The organism is Flavobacterium columnare NBRC 100251 = ATCC 23463 (assembly GCF_002530675.1).
Taxonomy (GTDB): domain Bacteria; phylum Bacteroidota; class Bacteroidia; order Flavobacteriales; family Flavobacteriaceae; genus Flavobacterium; species Flavobacterium columnare.
On record NZ_PCMX01000002.1, the window covers coordinates 49,563 to 67,811 of the forward strand.

Here is an 18,249-nt window from a genome sequence, read left to right on the forward strand (position 1 = left end):
TTGCAAATATATAATTCTGAATACGATAAACCAATTAATTTCCAAAAATTATATAAAAAAAAAGACTGTCGTTTTACAGTCTTTTTAATAAATTAAAGTTTTTATCATAATAGTTCTGAAAGGGTATCATTCATATTACGAACTGCCGCTGAGGATTTGATAAATAACTCCCTCTCTAGATCATTTAACTTCACATCTATTATCTCTTCCACTCCATTCCTACCAACAATACAAGGAACCCCTATACATAAATCCTTTTGACCGTACTCTCCATCCAAATACACAGAACAAGCAATCATCTTCTTTTGATCATTTAAAATAGAATCTACCAAATAAGCCACCGAAGCACCAGGTGCATACCAAGCTGAAGTACCTAGCAAAGCCGTTAACGTGGCTCCACCTACCATTGTATCCGAAGCTATTTTACTCAATTGTTCTTCTGACAAAAACTGCGATACTGGGATTCCATTATAAGAAGCCAAACGCGTCAGCGGAATCATAGTTGTATCACCATGTCCTCCAATAACCATAGCGGCAATATCATTAGTTGGCTTATCTAAAGCTAAGGCTAAATATGTTTTAAAACGTGCACTATCTAAAGCTCCTCCCATGCCTATCACTCTGTTTTTAGGTATACCTAAAGCCTTATAGGTTAAATAAGTCATTGTATCCATAGGATTTGACACTATAATAAATACTGCATTAGGTGAATGTGCTAAAAGATTTTCAGCTACTGACTTTACAATCCCTGCATTAATACCTATAAGTTCTTCACGTGTCATACCTGGTTTTCTAGGAATTCCCGAAGTAATAACCACTACATCACTATTAGATGTTTTAGAATAATCATTGGTTACCCCTATCAATTTAGTATTAAAACCTGTATTCGTGGCGCATTGCGAGATATCTAATGCTTTTCCTTCTGCAAAACCTTCACGAATATCCAATAGAACTATTTCACTAGCAATACCTCTATAAGCCATAACATCTGCGCAAGTGGCTCCAACATTACCCGCTCCTACAATTGATACTTTCATAATAATTTATTTTTTTTAATCTTTTTATTTCTAAAACCTCTTTAATAAGAATCTTCTTTCGAATATACGAAAAAATACAATAGCAATCTACTAATAAAAAAAATTATATAAACAAAAAAGACTGGTTCATTAGACCAGTCTTTTTTGTTTATGTTATACATACTACGCATCAATATTAGCATAAATAGCATTTTTCTCGATAAATTCTCTACGAGGAGGAACCTCATCGCCCATTAACATTGAGAATACCCTATCTGCTTCTGTTAAACTATCAATAGTTACTTGACGTAGTGTTCTATAGCCTGGATTTAAAGTGGTTTCCCATAATTGTTCTGCGTTCATCTCTCCAAGACCTTTATAACGTTGAATATTAGCTCCTCCTCCCATTTTTTCATTGATTGCATCACGCTGTTTTTCATCCCAAGCATACTCTTTTTTATTTCCCTTTTTAACTAGGTACAAAGGTGGAGTTGCTATATATACGTGTCCTTCTTCTATTAATTCTTTCATAAAACGGAAGAAGAATGTTAAGATAAGAGTAGAAATATGGCTCCCATCAATATCGGCATCACACATGATTACCACTTTATGATAACGAAGTTTTTCAAGATTTAAAGCTTTACTATCATCTGCTGTACCTACTGTTACTCCTAGGGCTGTAAAGATATTACGTATTTCTTCATTTTCAAACACCTTATGATGCATTGCTTTTTCTACATTCAAAATTTTTCCTCTTAAAGGCAGAATTGCTTGAAAATTACGATCTCGTCCTTGTTTGGCTGTTCCACCTGCGGAATCCCCCTCGACAAGGAATATTTCACATTTTGTAGGATCTTGTTCTGAACAATCTGACAATTTTCCTGGCAAACCACCACCGCCCATAACGGTTTTGCGCTGTACCATTTCACGTGCTTTTTTAGCTGCATGACGTGCTTGAGCGGCAAGAATTACTTTTTGAACGATAATTTTAGCATCATTAGGATTTTCTTCTAAGTAATTTTCTAGCATTTCAGCTACCGCTTGCGATACAGGAGAAACTACTTCTCTATTCCCTAATTTTGTTTTTGTTTGTCCTTCAAATTGTGGTTCGGCTACTTTTACTGAAATAATAGCCGTTAACCCTTCACGGAAGTCATCTCCTGAAATTTCAAATTTTAATTTATCTAATAATCCAGAAGCATCTGCATATTTTTTCAATGTACGAGTTAACCCCATACGAAAACCTTGCAAGTGTGTTCCTCCTTCGTGCGTATTGATATTATTTACGTAAGAGAATATATTTTCTGAATAGCTATCATTATAAATTAAAGCTACTTCAACAGGAATTTCTCCTTTGTCATTTTCCATTGAAATTACGTGACCAATAATAGGCACACGATTCCCATCAAGAAATTTAACAAACTCCTTCAAACCTTCTTTGGAATGAAATGTTTCTCCTAAATATTTCCCTTCTTTATCTTGCCCTCTTTTATCTGTAAGAGTAATTGTAATTCCTTTATTTAAGAAAGCCAACTCACGCATACGAGCGGCAAGTGTGTCATAAGAATATTCTAAGGTTTGTTGAAAAATCGTACCATCTGGCTTAAACCAAACAGTAGTTCCTCTTTTATCTGTAGTTCCTATTTGTTTTACAGGATATTGGGCTTTACCTCTTTCATATTCCTGCTCATAAATCTTCCCTTCGCGATAAACCGTGGCTTTTAAATGATCCGAAAGAGCATTAACACACGAAACCCCTACCCCGTGAAGACCACCAGAAACCTTATATGAATCTTTATCAAATTTACCCCCAGCACCAATTTTAGTCATTACAACTTCCAGTGCTGAAACGCCTTCTTTTTTGTGAATATCTACAGGAATCCCACGACCATTATCTTCTACAGTTATGGAATTATCTTCATTTATAGTAACAAAAATAGTATCACAGTGTCCTCCTAACGCCTCATCAATTGAGTTATCTACTACCTCGTATACTAAATGATGTAATCCTCTTACACCTGTATCACCGATATACATGGACGGACGCATACGTACATGCTCCATCCCTTCTAGTGCCTGAATACTGTCAGCAGAATAATTATTCTTTTTAACTTCTTCGCTCATAATATCTTTTTCGAAATTGCATTATTTTGTCTAATATGCAAATATAGTGAAATACCACTTTTTAAAATTATAAAATACTTTAAAACCCTTTTAGTTTGTTAACATTAGAGAGTTAATAAAAAGATCATTGCTTAAATCAAACAAAAATAGTCTTAATTTACATTTTCTTTCTTTTTTAAGAAATGTTAAAATTAAGTTTTTACAAAAATCCATTTAAAGCCCTCTTATAACTTTATTTTTACATTAATCCCAGATTCATTAGAAATTTATTACAGATAAAAATGCTTTTTAATCTAAACAAAGTAGTTGTTTTTTGTACTCCATATAGTAAAACTACAGCAGCGATAAAAATTTCTCGTCCCCTTTACCTTCTTTCCCCTTTTCATCTTTATCACAAAGTTTAACGTATAATCTGGGTTCAAATTAAAAAACCTCAAAAGAAAAGCTATTGAGGTTTAAACTTTCCCATTAAATTGATGAGAAAGTAAATCAGAACACAAAACTATTTTAATTCTTTTTCATACGCATCATCATGTACGTTAGCTACAGCTCTACCCGAAGGATCATTTAGTTTTTTAAAAGCTTCATCCCATTCTAAAGCTATTTTTGTACTACAAGCCACACTTGCTTCTTGCGGCACACACAATGCAGCCGTATCGCTTGGATAATGCTCGCTAAAAATAGTACGATAATAATATTCTTCTTTATTCATTGGCGTTTGAACTGGGAATCTGAATTTAGCATTTGCCAATTGCTCATCTGTCACCTCTTTATTAACAATCACTTTTAAGGTATCAATCCAACTGTACCCCACTCCATCGCTAAATTGTTCTTTTTGGCGCCATGCTACACTTTCTGGCAACATATCTTCAAAAGCTTTACGTAAAACCCATTTTTCCATGCGCTCTCCGTTAATCATTTTATCTTGCGGGTTGATTCGCATGGCTACATCCATAAATTCCTTATCTAAGAACGGTACACGTCCTTCGATCCCCCAAGCCGCTAAACTTTTATTAGCTCTTAAACAATCGTACATGTGGAGTTTACTTAATTTACGAACCGTTTCTTCGTGAAATTCTTTGGCATTAGGTGCTTTATGGAAATATAAATAGCCCCCAAACAACTCATCAGAACCCTCACCCGAAAGCACCATCTTAATCCCCATAGATTTAATTACACGAGCCATTAAATACATAGGCGTACTGGCACGAACCGTAGTAACATCATAGGTTTCTAAGTTATAAATCACATCACGAATAGCATCCAAACCTTCCTGAATAGTAAACTTAATTTCGTGGTGAATTGTTCCTAAATGATCCGCTACTTTTTGAGCCGCAGCCAAATCTGGCGACCCTTCTAAACCTACAGCAAACGAGTGCAATTGCGGATACCAAGCTTCTGATTTATCATCTGTTTCAATACGACGACTTGCATACTTTTTAGCAATGGCAGAAGTAATAGATGAATCTAAACCTCCTGACAGCAACACTCCATAAGGCACATCACTCATTAACTGACGATGCACAGCAGCTTCTAAGGCTTCACGTATCGCTTGAATACTAGTTTCGCTCTCCTTCACGGCATCGTATTCAGTCCATTCTCTATCATACCATTTTACCAATTGACCATCTTTACTATACAAATAATGTCCTGGAGGGAACAACTCAATTTTAGAGCAATACCCTTCCAAGGCTTTTAATTCAGATGCCACGTAAAATGTTCCGTGTTTATCCCAACCTATGTACAATGGGATAATACCAATATGATCGCGAGCAATAAAATACTCATCTTTTTCTACATCATATAAAGCAAAACCGAAGATTCCGTTCATTTCATCGACAAACGTTGGTCCTTTTTCTTGGTACAATGCCAAAATAACTTCACAGTCGCTTTGAGTTTGAAAATCGTATTTGCCTTCAAATTGTTTACGTAATTCGCGGTGATTGTATATTTCGCCATTTGCGGCTAAAACAAAATTTCCATTAGAACTAAACAAAGGTTGCTTTCCCGAAGCTGGATCTACAATAGCTAAACGCTCATGTGCTAAAATAGCTTTATCATTCGAGAAAATCCCACTCCAGTCTGGGCCACGATGACGGATGATTTTTGCCATCTCTAACACTTGAGGCCTTAAGGTTTCTGCTTTTTGTTTTAAATCAAAGGCACATACAATTCCACACATAATATTTTTAGTTTTTAATTACCTGAATCCAGATTTTATTAATAATTTATTTCTGAAACAAAATTGATATATTTAATTCTAATTTTAAACTATAAACAATATTTTGATTTAAATTTAAAACAAAAAAACAAAAAAAACAAACTAAAACAAACTAAAACACATTGACAGATAATTAAAAATTAAAATCTGTAACTTATTTAATATTTTTAAGGAATGTTTTAAAAATCAAACTCTATATCATTTATAAATTGACTCAGCTTCTTTGCCCTAATAAACGACAGAAAAAAGACTAATACAAACGATCTAAATAAGACTGAGTATTCAACTTGTTCATTAAACTAAATTAACTAGTTGAATATTAAAAATAGTAGTTTACAACTTCTATTAACACACGTTATAAGAGATGTTAAAACTGATCCGCTGGGGTTATTTTTATATTAATTTTAAATAAAAAAAGGTTTACTAAAAAATTAGCAAACCTTTTTAAAAGTGATCGTCTATTTTATTCTTGCATTTTTTTTTCTCTTTCAAAAAGAAGTTTAATGTTTTCGTATGAATTAGTTAATACTTCCTCTATTTGAGCAGGATTAAGCCAAGCTACTTTTTCAATACCTTCCTTCTAATTGACCTACTAACAAACCATTATAATCTGTTTTCATTTCATACCATTGCGTAATTTTCAAACGGTATTTGCCATTTCTTCTAAAGATATGGTATGTTTTTTGGAGTTTTTTGGTAATTTTAAGATTCGAAACCCCTGTTTCTTCCTCTACTTCACGAATAGCCGTTTCTTCTATTTCTTCCCCTTTATCAATGCCTCCTTTAGGTAAATCCCATTTTCCTCCACGATAAATAAAAAGAACCTCTCCTTTATTATTGTACACTAAACCGCCTCCGGCAAAGTTTACTTTTATTTTAGATTTTAGAGTATTCAAGATTTCTTTTTCATCTGGATGATACAAATAAGCCTTTTGAATTTTGTTTTGAAAATAGCTTACAATAAGCTGTTCTATATCAATACTTTCAAGTAAAAAAAACTTGAAATCGGTTTCCTTAACAAATTCATTTGTCAGGAAAAGTGGTTTGTCGTTCACAAAAACTTTATACATTTGCAGTATGATTTTTAATAAAGATACAGCGAGTAAAACTGCCGAATTGCTTTTACAAATAAATGCAATTAAATTGAATTCTAAAAATCCTTTTACATGGGCCTCTGGTTGGAAATCGCCAATCTACTGCGATAATAGGATATTACTTTCGTTTCCGGCAATACGAAATTATGCAAAAGATGAATTTGCAAAAAACATCGAAAAACAATTTGGTAAACCTGATGTGATTGCGGGAGTAGCTACAGGAGCTATTGGTATAGGTATATTAGTGGCACAAGAATTAGGACTCCCTTTTGTATATGTACGTCCTGAACCTAAAAAACACGGTCGTAAAAACCAAGTAGAAGGGTTTTTACAAAAAGGTCAAAATGTGGTGGTAGTTGAGGATTTGATTAGTACAGGAACCAGTAGCTTGTTAGCTGTTGAAGCCTTACGAAATGAAGGGGCTAATATTAAAGGAATGGCTGCTATTTTTACTTATGGTTTTCCTATTGCTGAAGAAAATTTTAAAAATGCCAATGTAGATTTATTTACCTTGAGTAATTATGAAAATCTTTTAGAACTAGCCGTAACAAAAGAATACATTACAGAAAGAGAACATGAATTACTTACAGACTGGAGAAAAAACCCAGCAGAGTGGAATATTGGAGTATAATATATTTAAAAAATTGATATGAATTTAGAGAGCCCAAAAGTAACGGTAGCAAAATCTGCGGAATACATATTTAACGAATTATCTATCGTTAAAAATTTTGAAAAATTAATGCCTGAAAACACGGCTAAATTTGAAGTAATTGATGAAAATTGTTTTGAATTTGGTTTAAAAGGTATGCCTGAAATCAAATTAGTAAAAAAAGAAGCTGTACCCACTTCGAAAATTGTTTTAGGAGCTGCTTCTAGTAAATTACCATTTACATTAACTGCTAATATAAACGAAACGGCTGCTGAATCTACTGATATTCAATTAGTATTTGAAGGCGAATTTAATGCTATGATGGCAATGATGATTAAAGCCCCTATTACTAAATTCATTGAAACATTAGCACAAAATATGAGTAAATTATAATTCTTTACAGAAGTAAGAATGATACAAAGACAACTGTTAAGCAGTTGTCTTTTTTTTGAATTTTATTTAAAATTTTAATAACCAAACTCTTGTTTTTTTAAATATCTTCAAAAAAAAATCTATTTAACACCATTAACTTATAACTTTTCACTACCTTTGCGCCCAATTTAAAAGTAAGTAATGAATAAATTTGAACAATTAGGTCTTAATGAATCGCTAGTGCTGGCGATTAAAGATCTAGGATTTGAAAATCCCTCCGAAGTACAAGAAAAAGCGATTCCTCTATTATTAGAGCAAGATACCGACATTGTTGCATTGGCGCAAACTGGTACTGGAAAAACAGCTGCATTTGGTTTCCCTCTTATTCAAAAAATTAACGTAGAAGATAAAATAACTCAAGCATTAATCTTATCTCCTACGCGTGAATTATGTTTGCAAATCACGAATGAAATCAAACTTTATTCTAAATACATCAAAGGTTTGAATACGGTAGCCGTATATGGTGGAGCAAGTATTAACGAGCAGGCAAGGGACGTAAAAAGAGGAGCGCAAGTTATTGTGGCCACTCCAGGACGTATGCAAGATATGATTAACCGCGGAATGGTTAACATAAAAAACATTTCGATTTGTGTATTGGACGAAGCAGATGAAATGCTTAACATGGGGTTCTATGATGATATCTGTTCTATTTTAGCAGATACTCCAAAGGATAAAAATACTTGGTTATTTTCGGCAACTATGCCTACTGAAGTAGCAAGAATTGCTAAACAATTCATGCATACTCCTCAAGAAATTACAGTAGGTCATAAAAATCAAGGTTCAACAAACGTTTCGCATGAGTTTTATTTAGTTAATGCACGCGATCGTTACGCTGCTCTAAAACGTTTAGCAGACACTAACCCTGACATTTTCTCTGTTATTTTTTGTAGAACCAAAAGAGATACGCAGGCAATTGCCGAAAAATTAATCGAAGATGGTTATAACGCAGCAGCTTTACATGGTGATTTATCGCAAGCACAACGTGATGCTGTTATGAAAGCATTTCGTGGTCGCCAAATTCAAATGTTAGTGGCTACTGACGTTGCAGCACGTGGTATAGATGTAGATGATGTAACACACGTAATAAACTATCAGTTACCTGATGAAATTGAAACTTACACACACCGTTCGGGTCGTACGGGTCGTGCTGGAAAATCAGGTACATCTATGGTTATTATTACAAAAAGTGAATTACGCAAAATCAGTCAGATTGAGCGAATCATTAAAACTAAATTTGAGGAAAGACCTATCCCTAGTGGAATTGAAATCTGCGAAATTCAGTTATACCACTTAGCAAACAAAATAAAAGACGTAGAAATAGATCATGAAATTGATAATTACCTACCTGCTATTTATGATGTTCTTCAAGATTTAACAAAAGAAGAATTAATCAAGAAAATGGTATCGGTTGAATTCAATCGCTTCTTATCTTACTACAAAAAATCACGTGATTTACACCAAGAATCTTCTAGTAGTAAAACAACAACTATTCCAACAGAAGGTGCTGTTCGCTATTTCATTAACATTGGAGCTCGTGATGGTTTTGAATGGATGGAATTAAAAGATTTCTTAAAAGAAAAATTAGAACTAGGCCGTGATGATGTTTTTAAAGTAGATGTAAAAGAAGGTTTTTCTTTCTTCAACACTGATGCAGAGCACGTAGATTTAGTTATGAATACTTTAAACGGTATTACCTTAGAAGGTAGACGTATAAACGTAGAAATATCTAAAAATGATGGTTCTTCCAACAACAAACGTCGCGACCATAACTCTAGAGGTGGTGGTGAACGTAGAGAAAGACGCGGTGAAGGTGGTGCTCCTAGAGGGGAAAGACGTGATGGCGCTAAAAAATCATCCGATAGAAGAAGCTCTTCTTCTGACGATAGAAGCCCTAAAAATGAAAGACGTCCTCGTCGTTCCGATTCTTCTTCATCAGGCAGCAGAAACCGTAGAAGCTAATCATTTTATTAAACTCAGATTATGCGTTAGCCTTTGCTATAAAGATAAAAAGGAAAGAAAAAAATACACGGTTTTTTTTCTACAGATGTAGTTTTACCACATTGAGGAACAATAGTTAAGTACTTTTTTAGAAACCTTTTTATCTATAATAAATTTCTAATGCGTGATTCTGGTTAAAGCTATACTATCTAAAAGGTTGTTCAAAATTGAACAACCTTTTTTATTCAAATAAAACCAGATTTCTTTACTTTGTACAAAAAATATGCACGACTTTATATACGATCAAAACTTCAATCAAGTTGTTTACAACCAATACGAATTAACTAACAAAGAATTTGAAAACTGTACTTTCACGGGTTGTAATTTCACACAAGCCTTTTTTACTGGAACTATGTTTGTTGACTGTACTTTTAAAAACTGTAATTTTAAAGAGGCTAAAATTGGCCATGTAGGTTTAAGAAATGTATTATTTATAGACAGCGATTTTACAAATGTAAATTTTGCTATGACGGATCAAGTTATTTATGAGTTTCATTTTACCAATTGTCTTTTAGATTATGCCCAATTTTATAAACTAAAACTAAAAAAAATTCAATTTACTAATTGCAGTATGGTTTCCGTAGATTTTATGGAAAGTGATTTAACAGAAGCTTTGTTTGATAATTGCAACTTACGCTTGGCTGTTTTCTCAGATAGTATTCTTATAAAATCAGATTTTTATTCAAGTTATAATTTCTCCATAAACCCTGAGAAAAATAAATTAAAAAAAGCCATTTTCTCTCAAGAAAACATCAAAGGATTATTAGATACTTATGAGATTATAATTAAGTAACTTTTTTTTACCGAACGAGAAATAAAATCCGAACGAGAAATAAAAAACACAAATAAAACAATTACCTCCTACTCCAACGGATGTTTGTAGAAAATATAAACTAAAAAGAGTAAGAGGTAAAATGGAGTTCATCTTGTATCGAATAAATGAAACTTATTTAAACTCGCTTATAATTTCATCTAACTGCAAGCGTGATTTAGATCGTACATGAGGTTGGTTTCCATCTTTTTGATCTCTTTTTCCTATTGCAACTGCAAATAAAGGCTGATAATCTTTTAATCCTAATACTTTTCTATAAACATCTGTTTCTATTCCTTCCATAGGAGTTGAATCAATTCCTAAACTGGCACAAGCTGATAAAAAATACCCTAATGATAGGTATACTTGATTTTTCATCCAAGATTTTATTTCTTCTTCTGGAAGAGGTTTTAAATATTGTTTGTAGTACCCTGTCGCGCCTTCTGGTAATTTATTTTCTATTTTTTTTTCAAATTTTTCTTCAAATTTTTGAATATCATCAATTACGCTAAACACTATTGTATGGCTTGACTCTAAAACTCTTGAGGCATTAAAATAGGATGCTTCTGCTAAAAGTTTTTTTATCTCAGTATTGGATACAAAAGTAAAATGCCAAGGTTGACTATTAATAGAAGATGGTGACAAGTTTAATATTGATTTTAATTTTTCAATCATTTCTAATGAAATTTTTTCATTAGGATTGTATTTTTTTGTAGTGTAGCGCTCTTTTGCTAATTGTAGAAAACTCATGTTTGTTTATTTTAAATTAAACTATACTTTTTATAGTTGCAAACATATTTATAGTTTTTTATATTTGCAATAACGGTCAAAAAGGATAGTGAAATGTATAAAATAGATCATAAAAAATTTCCTTGTAGCACGAGTTTGACTATGAAATTCATAGGAGGTAAATGGAAAGCGGTTATCTTAATTCATCTTTTTAATAAAAAAAGGTATAACGAACTAAGAAAACAAATACCTATGGTAACAGAGAGAACTCTTAGTTTACAACTAAAAGAATTAGAAGAAGATGGTTTGATATCTAGGACTGTTTTTACTAAAAAACCTCCGTTAAAAGTAGAATATGAACTTACAGAATTAGGTAAAACCTTAATTCCCTTATTGAATGAAATTTCAAATTGGGGCAAATTTATTGCTGAAGAGCACTTACATGTAAAAATAGAGTCTTGTATAACAGATCTTAAATCATAACTCTACCATCCTCCATAGTTATAATACGGTGCGTACGATTAGCAAAATCAGGATCGTGTGTTACTATTAATAAGGTTTGATTAAATTCTTTAGCTAATTGATTAAAAATATCAAAAACGATATCGCTATTTTTTTTATCTAGGTTACCAGTTGGTTCATCACCCATGATTATAACAGGTTTATTGATAAGTGCTCTAGCAATTGCGACTCGTTGTTTTTGTCCACCACTTAATTGATTGGGCATCTTCAATGCTTGTTCGTGCATTTCTAATGTGCGCAAGTATTCCATTGCATTATATTCGATTTCCTCTTCTGAGAGTTTAGCTAATTTTAGTCCTGGAAGCATTACATTTCGCAACACACTAAATTCGTTAAGCAGATAATGAAACTGAAATACAAATCCTATTTTTTCATTTCTAATTTGCGCTAATTCTTTATCTGTCTTGCCTGTAATTAACTGATTATCCATTAAAATTTGCCCTTCATATTCAGTATCCATAGTTGATAGTAAATACAATAATGTGGATTTTCCACAACCTGACTTTCCCACAATAGAAACGAATTGACCGTATTCTATTTGTAAATCAATTTCTTTAAGAACCTGCATACGTACTGGATCATTAAAGTATTTTGTTAGTTTTTTAGTTTCTAAAACAATATTATTCATTATTTTCCTCTAATAATTTCTACTGGGTCAATTTTACTGGCTTTCAGTGCTGGAAACAAACCTGCTATACAAGTGGTTAGTAGGGCAAATGTAATTCCTATGACATAAAAAAGGGGATTGTAATTCATTGGAAACGTTTTAACTGTAGGTAGAGCGGCTGTATTAAATGGAATTAGATCTATAATATTTGAAAAAACAAAACCTAAAAACAACCCTAAAATACCTCCTGTAATTCCAATAACCATGGACAATAACAGAAAAATCCATTTTACATCATTTCCTGAAAAACCTGTTGCTTTTAGAATTGCAATACTATCCATTTTTTCAAAAATCATCATATTTAATATGTTATAGATCCCAAACCCAGCTACAATTAAAAGGACAACACCTACTGCGTAGGATATAATACTCCTAATAGTCGTACCTGTTTCAAATTGCGAATTGGCAGTTTGATAATCCATTGCATCTGTTTCATATTTTATTTTATATTCCTTAGCTAAAATGGGGGCTTGTAAAATGTCATGAATTTTTACTTGAATATCGGTAATATAGTTTTTGGGAACGCCTAAAATTTTTTGAGCCATAGACAAAGAGGTATAACTAGTTATATCATCTATTTCTGCGATACCTATTTGAATAATTCCTACAATTTTCATAGAGGTTAAATTCCCTTTGGGTGTAGTAATTTTAATCATATCTCCTTTTTTTAACAACATTTTATCAGACAATCCTTTGCCGATCACAATGCTATTGTTTTGTTGCAAATCTTCTATTTTACCTTCTATCATATAATCATTAAGAGCAAATAACTTTTGTTCTACTAGAACATCAATACCGTTTACAACTCCTGAAATTTCTATTGTTCCAGAATTAAAAAAAACAGGTGTATTGATCTTGGCTGCCACATCATATACGCGGGTATCTTGCTTTAAACTCTGAATAATTGATTTAGCATTGTAAATAGATTTCCCTCTATCTTTAGGTTTTATTGAATGAATGAAATTACTATGTTCTTTATATTCTTGCGAGATAGTCACAGGCTGATTTTGGGAAGGTTTTATTTCGTTATACAAACGAACATGTGGTGTACGATTAATAATTAGACCGTCTAACAAATCGTTCATACCATACATAAAACTGACCAAAGTAATAAACATGGCTATTCCAAACATGACTCCTGCTCCTGCAATGATGGTTTGCTTGAGTCTAGAACGCATTAAATGCAGTGCTATAGAAAAAATCAGCTTACAATTCATTACTTAGGCATATAAATGGTTTCATCTACTTTTAATCCACTAATTACTTCTACTTTTTGGTAATCTTTTAGCCCTGTTTTTATTTTTCTTTTTTCATTTTCATTTACCAAAACGTATTGTTCTTTTATTAAATAATTCCTTGGTATAGTGAGTATATTTTTACGGGTTTGAATAATAATATTAGCCTCGGCAGTCAGATTAGGATATAGTTTTTGTGGTGGTTTTACAAAATGGGCTTCTATTTTAAATGTACGTGAACGTACATCCATAATAGGATAAATTTTAGCAACGGTAGCTTGAAAAAATTCCCCCTTATAACTATCCATTGTAACGCCTATTTTTTGACCAACTTGCACGCGTACCATATCATTTTCATCTATATCTAATTCTAATATATAATTATCTTTTTTACCTATGATGGCTAAGGGTGTTTGTTGATTTATAACGGTTCCTTCTTTTACTAGGATATCATAAAGTTCGCCTGAAAAAGCACTTTTAACAATAAAATCACTTTGTGTTTTTTGGTTTATTCTTAAATTTACATTACTACGATCTTGTTCATTACGCAACTGAGTTTTTAATTGAGACAATTGTTTTATAGCCATTTCGTGAACTAATTTGGAGTTCTTGTAGGCTAATTCTACTTTTTCGAAATCGACTTCAGAAATAGCGTTGTATTCCTTAACATTTTTACTACGTTTATAAAGTGATTCATCCAAAATTAATTTATCTTTAGCACTCTGGATACGTAATTCTGCTTCTGCTATTTTATCTCGAATATATCTACCGTTTTCTTGTGTGATTTCATACGACAAACGAGCATTTTCAGTAGCCAAATTAGCTTTTTCACTTTCTATTTGAAACAATGATTGTCCTTTTATTATAGGCTGCCCTGGTTTTACATTAATGTTTTGTAAAACACCTGTTACTGTACTAAAAACTATATATTGTTTGTCTGCTTTTACCACTCCAGAAGCATAAACACTTTCCGTAACGGTTCCTTTTTTAGGTTGTGTTTCTTTAGCTGCTTTTTTGGAACAAGAAACAATAGAAAGTAATGAAATCAGTAATATTTTTTTCATTTGAGGTAATTAATTTAGAATGAATAAATTTACAAATTTTATTACTGTTTTTGATTCATTCAAACTAGTATTTTTTATTTACTCTTAACAACCTATAGCGCATTATTCAATAGTATTTTTCTTTCTTTTCTATACCATAAAACTGACTCAAGTTAATACCATAGCAACAAAGACCAATAAGTCTAATTTTACCATTATTCTTAATGATAATTCATTTGTATTAAAACAAGATCATAAAAACCATAAGGATTCCTTTATAGGCAAAATCACGATTATGCTTTTGTGTATAATAGTAACTCCCTTAAAAATGTCAGGGTAATTCCTATGAGTGACATTAAAGAGATCCGTTTTACTTTAGAGGAATAAATGGTTCTTTTTACTTTTATAAATTCTGTGTAAAAAAGCAACCCAAATTATTATAGTCGAGTAACTTAATACTAAAAGCACACCTGTTTTTTAAAACTTTTTTACAAAGACAATGCACTAAGTACTAAAAAACTAGTTAAATTTCAGATGGCAACACATAAAAAAAACTAGCCAAATACTAGGTTTTCAGGTGTTTTTAAAAAAACTTAATATTATTAATAATTAATCCTTAGGCTTATGTTCGTGAGGTTTTAATTTTGGGTGTTTTGGTTGATTTTCTCGAGTTACACGTCTTCTTTCATCAGGTGTTCCGTCTTCCTTGTTCGGTTTAGGACCTGGTTTAATTGCTTTAATTGTTTCCATATAGTTTGTAAATTTAAAATGATAGACAAATTACAATAAAAAACTTATAATTGTTTTACGGAAAACCTCATTATAAAAAAGAAGACTACTTTATATTGGCTTTAAACAACGCAAGTAGCAGTTCCAAAATACCGTACTCCAGCATATAAAGCCTGTCTAGTAAAAGACCCTCTAAGGAGGTTGTCTTTTTTATTGAAATTGCTTTTGATTTTTTTACATACAAAACCTTTTGGGACAGTACTTATTAAAAACAGGATTTTATACCATGTCAAAAATAATAATTTTAAACCCAAATTACGCATTAGACTTCGTTATGAAATCTAATGCGTAATTTGGGTTAAACTTTATCTAATTATAGTACTTTTGAGTAAAATTTTTCCTCTGTATTCATACCTTCATTTGTTTTGTATTCAAAAATATCTTTTGAAAGGCAGTCTGTACGATTCTTGATCTCTAAAATTTGCTATGAAATGGAATGTGTTTATATTAACTTTTTTAGGAAATTTAAAATTTCCTTTTCATTTATGAATATCTATGGACAATCGAAAAAGAAATACTATTCATTTAATATAGATCTATAATTGTTTTTTATTCTAATTCTATGTTCTAAGCTTAAAACTACTATTCTTCAGAGCCCGTAGATAAACTGAAATCTAGAAAAATAAAAAGAAATTCGTTTCCCTAGATTTCAGCATTTTTATTTTGATTTATTGACCCTTACTGCTTCTGGTACCAGACCTGTATAATCGCCTCCATTACGTACCACATCACGTACTATACTGGAAGAAATAAATGAAGTATCAGGTGCTGTTAAAAGAAATACAGTGTCTATTTTTGATAATAATCTGTTAGTATGCGCAATGGCTTTTTCAAATTCAAAATCAGCTGGATTTCGGAGTCCTCTTAGAATAAAATCGGCTTCTAAACGTTTGCATAAATCAATTGTTAGTCCTTCATAAGATACAACTGTAATTTTGTCTTCATACTTAAATGTTTCTTCAATAAAATGAATCCGTTCTTGTAATGAAAACATATACTTTTTATCAGCGTTGACACCTATAGCTATTACAATTTCATCAAACAGAGGAAGGCTTCTTTCTATGATATCAATATGCCCTAATGTTATTGGGTCAAAAGACCCAGGAAAAATCGCTTTTCTCATTATTTTTTCCAGATTAATTTTCTTTGAAATGCTAATTGAATTTCGTTATCTAACATTTCTCCAAAATCTAGCTTTGCGTACTGAGCTTGTTGTGGAAAAATACTTTGTGGAGACAAACCTGGATTTGTATTCATTTCTATAAAATGAGGTATCCCGTTCATGATAATAAAGTCCGTTCTTGAAAAACCACTCATTCCTAAAGCTTCATATACTTTTTTTGCCGTTTGTTCTACTCTTATACGTACCTCATCAGTTAATCTTGCAGGTGTAATTTCTTCTGATTTACCAAGGTATTTCGCTTCGTAATCAAAAAAATCCGTTTGCGAAACAATTTCTGTTATTCCTAAAACTTTGGTTTCTCCTTTATAGTGAAATACTCCTACTGAAACTTCTATTCCTTGCAAAAAGGATTCTATTAATATATCACTATCTTCTGCAAATGCAAATTCTAATGCCTTATCAAACTGACTTAAATCGGTTACTTTTGAAACACCTAAACTACTTCCTGATTGATTGGGTTTAACAAAAAAAGGCAGTGCTAACTCATCTGCAATTACTTGTTTATTTATTGTCGTTCCTTTTGTTAGATAAATAGATTTCGCTTTAGGAATATTAAATTTAGCTAATACAGAAAGTGTGTCCCGTTTATTAAATGTTAATGCTGATTGATAAAAGTTACATCCTGTATAAGGAATTTCTAGTAACTCCCAATAAGCTTGAAGATGACCGTCTTCACCTGGAGTACCATGAATTGTGTTTACGATTACATCAAATGTTATTTTTTCTTGATTCAATGTAAATGAAAAATCTGATTTATCCAACGTATACTTTTGATCATTTATCAAAACATACCACCCTTCTTTAAGAATATGCACTTCAAAAGTTTGGTATTTACTCTGATCTAAATTATTTAATATCAACTGACCACTACGCAACGAAATTACACTTTCGCCTGAATAGCCTCCCATTACCACAGCAACTTTCATATTTGTATATTTATTTTTTATAAAATCGTTTAAGAAAGATTTAAAAACTTATTTTTTATCTAAAATCTCTTCAAACAAAAATATCATTTTTTTTCAAATGAATTCGCTTTACTATTTTTATATCTTTGCATATATTGCTTTTTTTCTAAAAAAAATAGCATACAAAAAATAACCCTTTGAAAATTAGCATTTTTATATGAACTGGAAACGTTTTATACTTAGTTTTACTTTTTTTAAGCAACTATTTTTCGCATTTTTAATAGTATCTGCTTCTTTATTTATTTTTATGCAATGGATTCGTTTTACGACTAATCATGGAGAGGAGATTACAGTTCCTAACCTAAACAAATTAACGTTAGAAGAAGCAGAAGAAAGACTGGACGAACTAGATTTAGATTATGAATTATTAGATACTACAGACTATAACCCTGCATTCCCAAAACTTTCTATTGTTCAGCAAGACCCTAAACCTGGAAGTAAAGTAAAACATAACCGCGTAATTTATGTTAAAATTAACGCAGAAGAATACGCTAAGGTAAGACTTCCTGACCTAATCCAAAAAACGTATCGTCAAGCCGTTCCTACTCTTAACGCGTTAGGATTGTCTGTAGGGGATACAACCTATATTCCTAACCTTGCTAAAGACATGGTATTAGAAATGAATATCAATGGTAAACCTATAAGACCTGGACAACAGGTTTTAAAAACGACTCGTATTAATCTTGTTTTAGGCGATGGCAAAATAGGTTTTGAAGAAGAAAATACTGATCCTGAAAATGAATCTATAGACTCTACTGTTACAGAATAAAA

General features: G+C 31.9%; 16 protein-coding genes and 1 pseudogene. 6 read left to right on the forward strand and 11 right to left on the reverse strand.

The window, feature by feature from the left end:
- Positions 1-104: 104 nt before the first annotated feature.
- From mdh to B0A78_RS00330, 4 genes and pseudogenes are all read right to left on the reverse strand, one after another.
- Entirely contained in the window at positions 105-1,037 is a 933-nt protein-coding gene (mdh, locus tag B0A78_RS00315; protein ID WP_077225112.1) for a malate dehydrogenase, read from the reverse strand.
- Positions 1,038-1,199: 162 nt separating this feature from the next.
- Positions 1,200-3,140: a DNA topoisomerase (ATP-hydrolyzing) subunit B gene (gene gyrB, locus B0A78_RS00320; RefSeq protein WP_014165463.1), complete on the reverse strand. Its 1,941-nt coding sequence runs from the start codon at positions 3,138-3,140 to the stop codon at positions 1,200-1,202.
- A gap of 502 nt (positions 3,141-3,642) precedes the next feature.
- The gene (gene asnB, locus B0A78_RS00325) at positions 3,643-5,322 is read right to left on the reverse strand and encodes an asparagine synthase B (protein ID WP_065213447.1); all 1,680 of its coding nucleotides are present in this window, start codon (positions 5,320-5,322) and stop codon (positions 3,643-3,645) included.
- Positions 5,323-5,824: 502 nt separating this feature from the next.
- Positions 5,825-6,431, reverse strand: a pseudogene (locus B0A78_RS00330) (NUDIX hydrolase).
- Positions 6,432-6,438: 7 nt separating this feature from the next.
- Here B0A78_RS00330 and pyrE point away from each other — a divergent pair.
- The 4 genes from pyrE (at position 6,439) to B0A78_RS00350 (ending at position 10,327) form a co-directional block, all read left to right on the forward strand.
- A complete protein-coding gene (pyrE, locus tag B0A78_RS00335; protein WP_014165466.1) occupies positions 6,439-7,086 on the forward strand; it encodes an orotate phosphoribosyltransferase in 648 nt (215 codons plus the stop codon).
- 18 nt (positions 7,087-7,104) lie between these two features.
- Positions 7,105-7,497: a hypothetical protein gene (locus tag B0A78_RS00340; protein ID WP_014165467.1), complete on the forward strand. Its 393-nt coding sequence runs from the start codon at positions 7,105-7,107 to the stop codon at positions 7,495-7,497.
- 180 nt (positions 7,498-7,677) lie between these two features.
- Complete coding sequence (locus tag B0A78_RS00345; protein WP_014165468.1) at positions 7,678-9,495, forward strand: DEAD/DEAH box helicase; 1,818 nt, start codon at positions 7,678-7,680, stop codon at positions 9,493-9,495.
- A gap of 262 nt (positions 9,496-9,757) precedes the next feature.
- A complete protein-coding gene (locus tag B0A78_RS00350; protein WP_065213445.1) occupies positions 9,758-10,327 on the forward strand; it encodes a pentapeptide repeat-containing protein in 570 nt (189 codons plus the stop codon).
- A 153-nt stretch (positions 10,328-10,480) separates the two neighbouring features.
- Here B0A78_RS00350 and B0A78_RS00355 read toward each other — a convergent pair whose 3' ends face one another.
- Positions 10,481-11,095, reverse strand: coding sequence for a nitroreductase family protein (locus tag B0A78_RS00355; protein ID WP_014165470.1), 615 nt, complete (start codon positions 11,093-11,095; stop codon positions 10,481-10,483).
- Between the two features lie 93 nt (positions 11,096-11,188).
- Here B0A78_RS00355 and B0A78_RS00360 point away from each other — a divergent pair, with 93 nt between their 5' ends.
- Complete coding sequence (locus B0A78_RS00360) at positions 11,189-11,557, forward strand: winged helix-turn-helix transcriptional regulator (RefSeq protein WP_050855774.1); 369 nt, start codon at positions 11,189-11,191, stop codon at positions 11,555-11,557.
- On the opposite strand, the gene B0A78_RS00365 is transcribed toward B0A78_RS00360, so the two are convergent.
- The 6 genes from B0A78_RS00365 to B0A78_RS00385 form a co-directional block, all read right to left on the reverse strand.
- A complete protein-coding gene (locus B0A78_RS00365; RefSeq protein ID WP_014165472.1) occupies positions 11,547-12,224 on the reverse strand; it encodes an ABC transporter ATP-binding protein in 678 nt (225 codons plus the stop codon). The genes B0A78_RS00360 and B0A78_RS00365 overlap by 11 nt on opposite strands.
- Positions 12,224-13,441 (reverse strand): ABC transporter permease, encoded by a 1,218-nt coding sequence (locus B0A78_RS00370; RefSeq protein ID WP_225556141.1) that lies wholly within the window; start codon positions 13,439-13,441, stop codon positions 12,224-12,226. Before B0A78_RS00370 ends, B0A78_RS00365 begins: the two co-directional genes overlap by 1 nt.
- 38 nt (positions 13,442-13,479) lie before the next feature.
- On the reverse strand, positions 13,480-14,562 hold the full coding sequence (locus B0A78_RS00375; protein ID WP_097609281.1) for an efflux RND transporter periplasmic adaptor subunit: 1,083 nt from the start codon (positions 14,560-14,562) through the stop codon (positions 13,480-13,482).
- A gap of 588 nt (positions 14,563-15,150) precedes the next feature.
- Complete coding sequence (locus B0A78_RS14365; RefSeq protein ID WP_014165475.1) at positions 15,151-15,291, reverse strand: hypothetical protein; 141 nt, start codon at positions 15,289-15,291, stop codon at positions 15,151-15,153.
- A 697-nt stretch (positions 15,292-15,988) separates the two neighbouring features.
- The gene (coaD, locus tag B0A78_RS00380; protein WP_014165476.1) at positions 15,989-16,453 is read right to left on the reverse strand and encodes a pantetheine-phosphate adenylyltransferase; all 465 of its coding nucleotides are present in this window, start codon (positions 16,451-16,453) and stop codon (positions 15,989-15,991) included.
- Positions 16,453-17,439 carry a D-alanine--D-alanine ligase gene (locus B0A78_RS00385; protein ID WP_014165477.1) on the reverse strand — a complete coding sequence of 329 codons (987 nt, stop codon included), beginning with the start codon at positions 17,437-17,439 and terminating at the stop codon, positions 16,453-16,455. The genes coaD and B0A78_RS00385 overlap by 1 nt, the downstream gene beginning before the upstream one ends.
- Positions 17,440-17,635: 196 nt before the next feature.
- Here B0A78_RS00385 and B0A78_RS00390 point away from each other — a divergent pair, with 196 nt between their 5' ends.
- A complete protein-coding gene (locus B0A78_RS00390) occupies positions 17,636-18,247 on the forward strand; it encodes a PASTA domain-containing protein (protein WP_014165478.1) in 612 nt (203 codons plus the stop codon).
- The last annotated feature ends 2 nt before the right edge of the window (positions 18,248-18,249 follow it).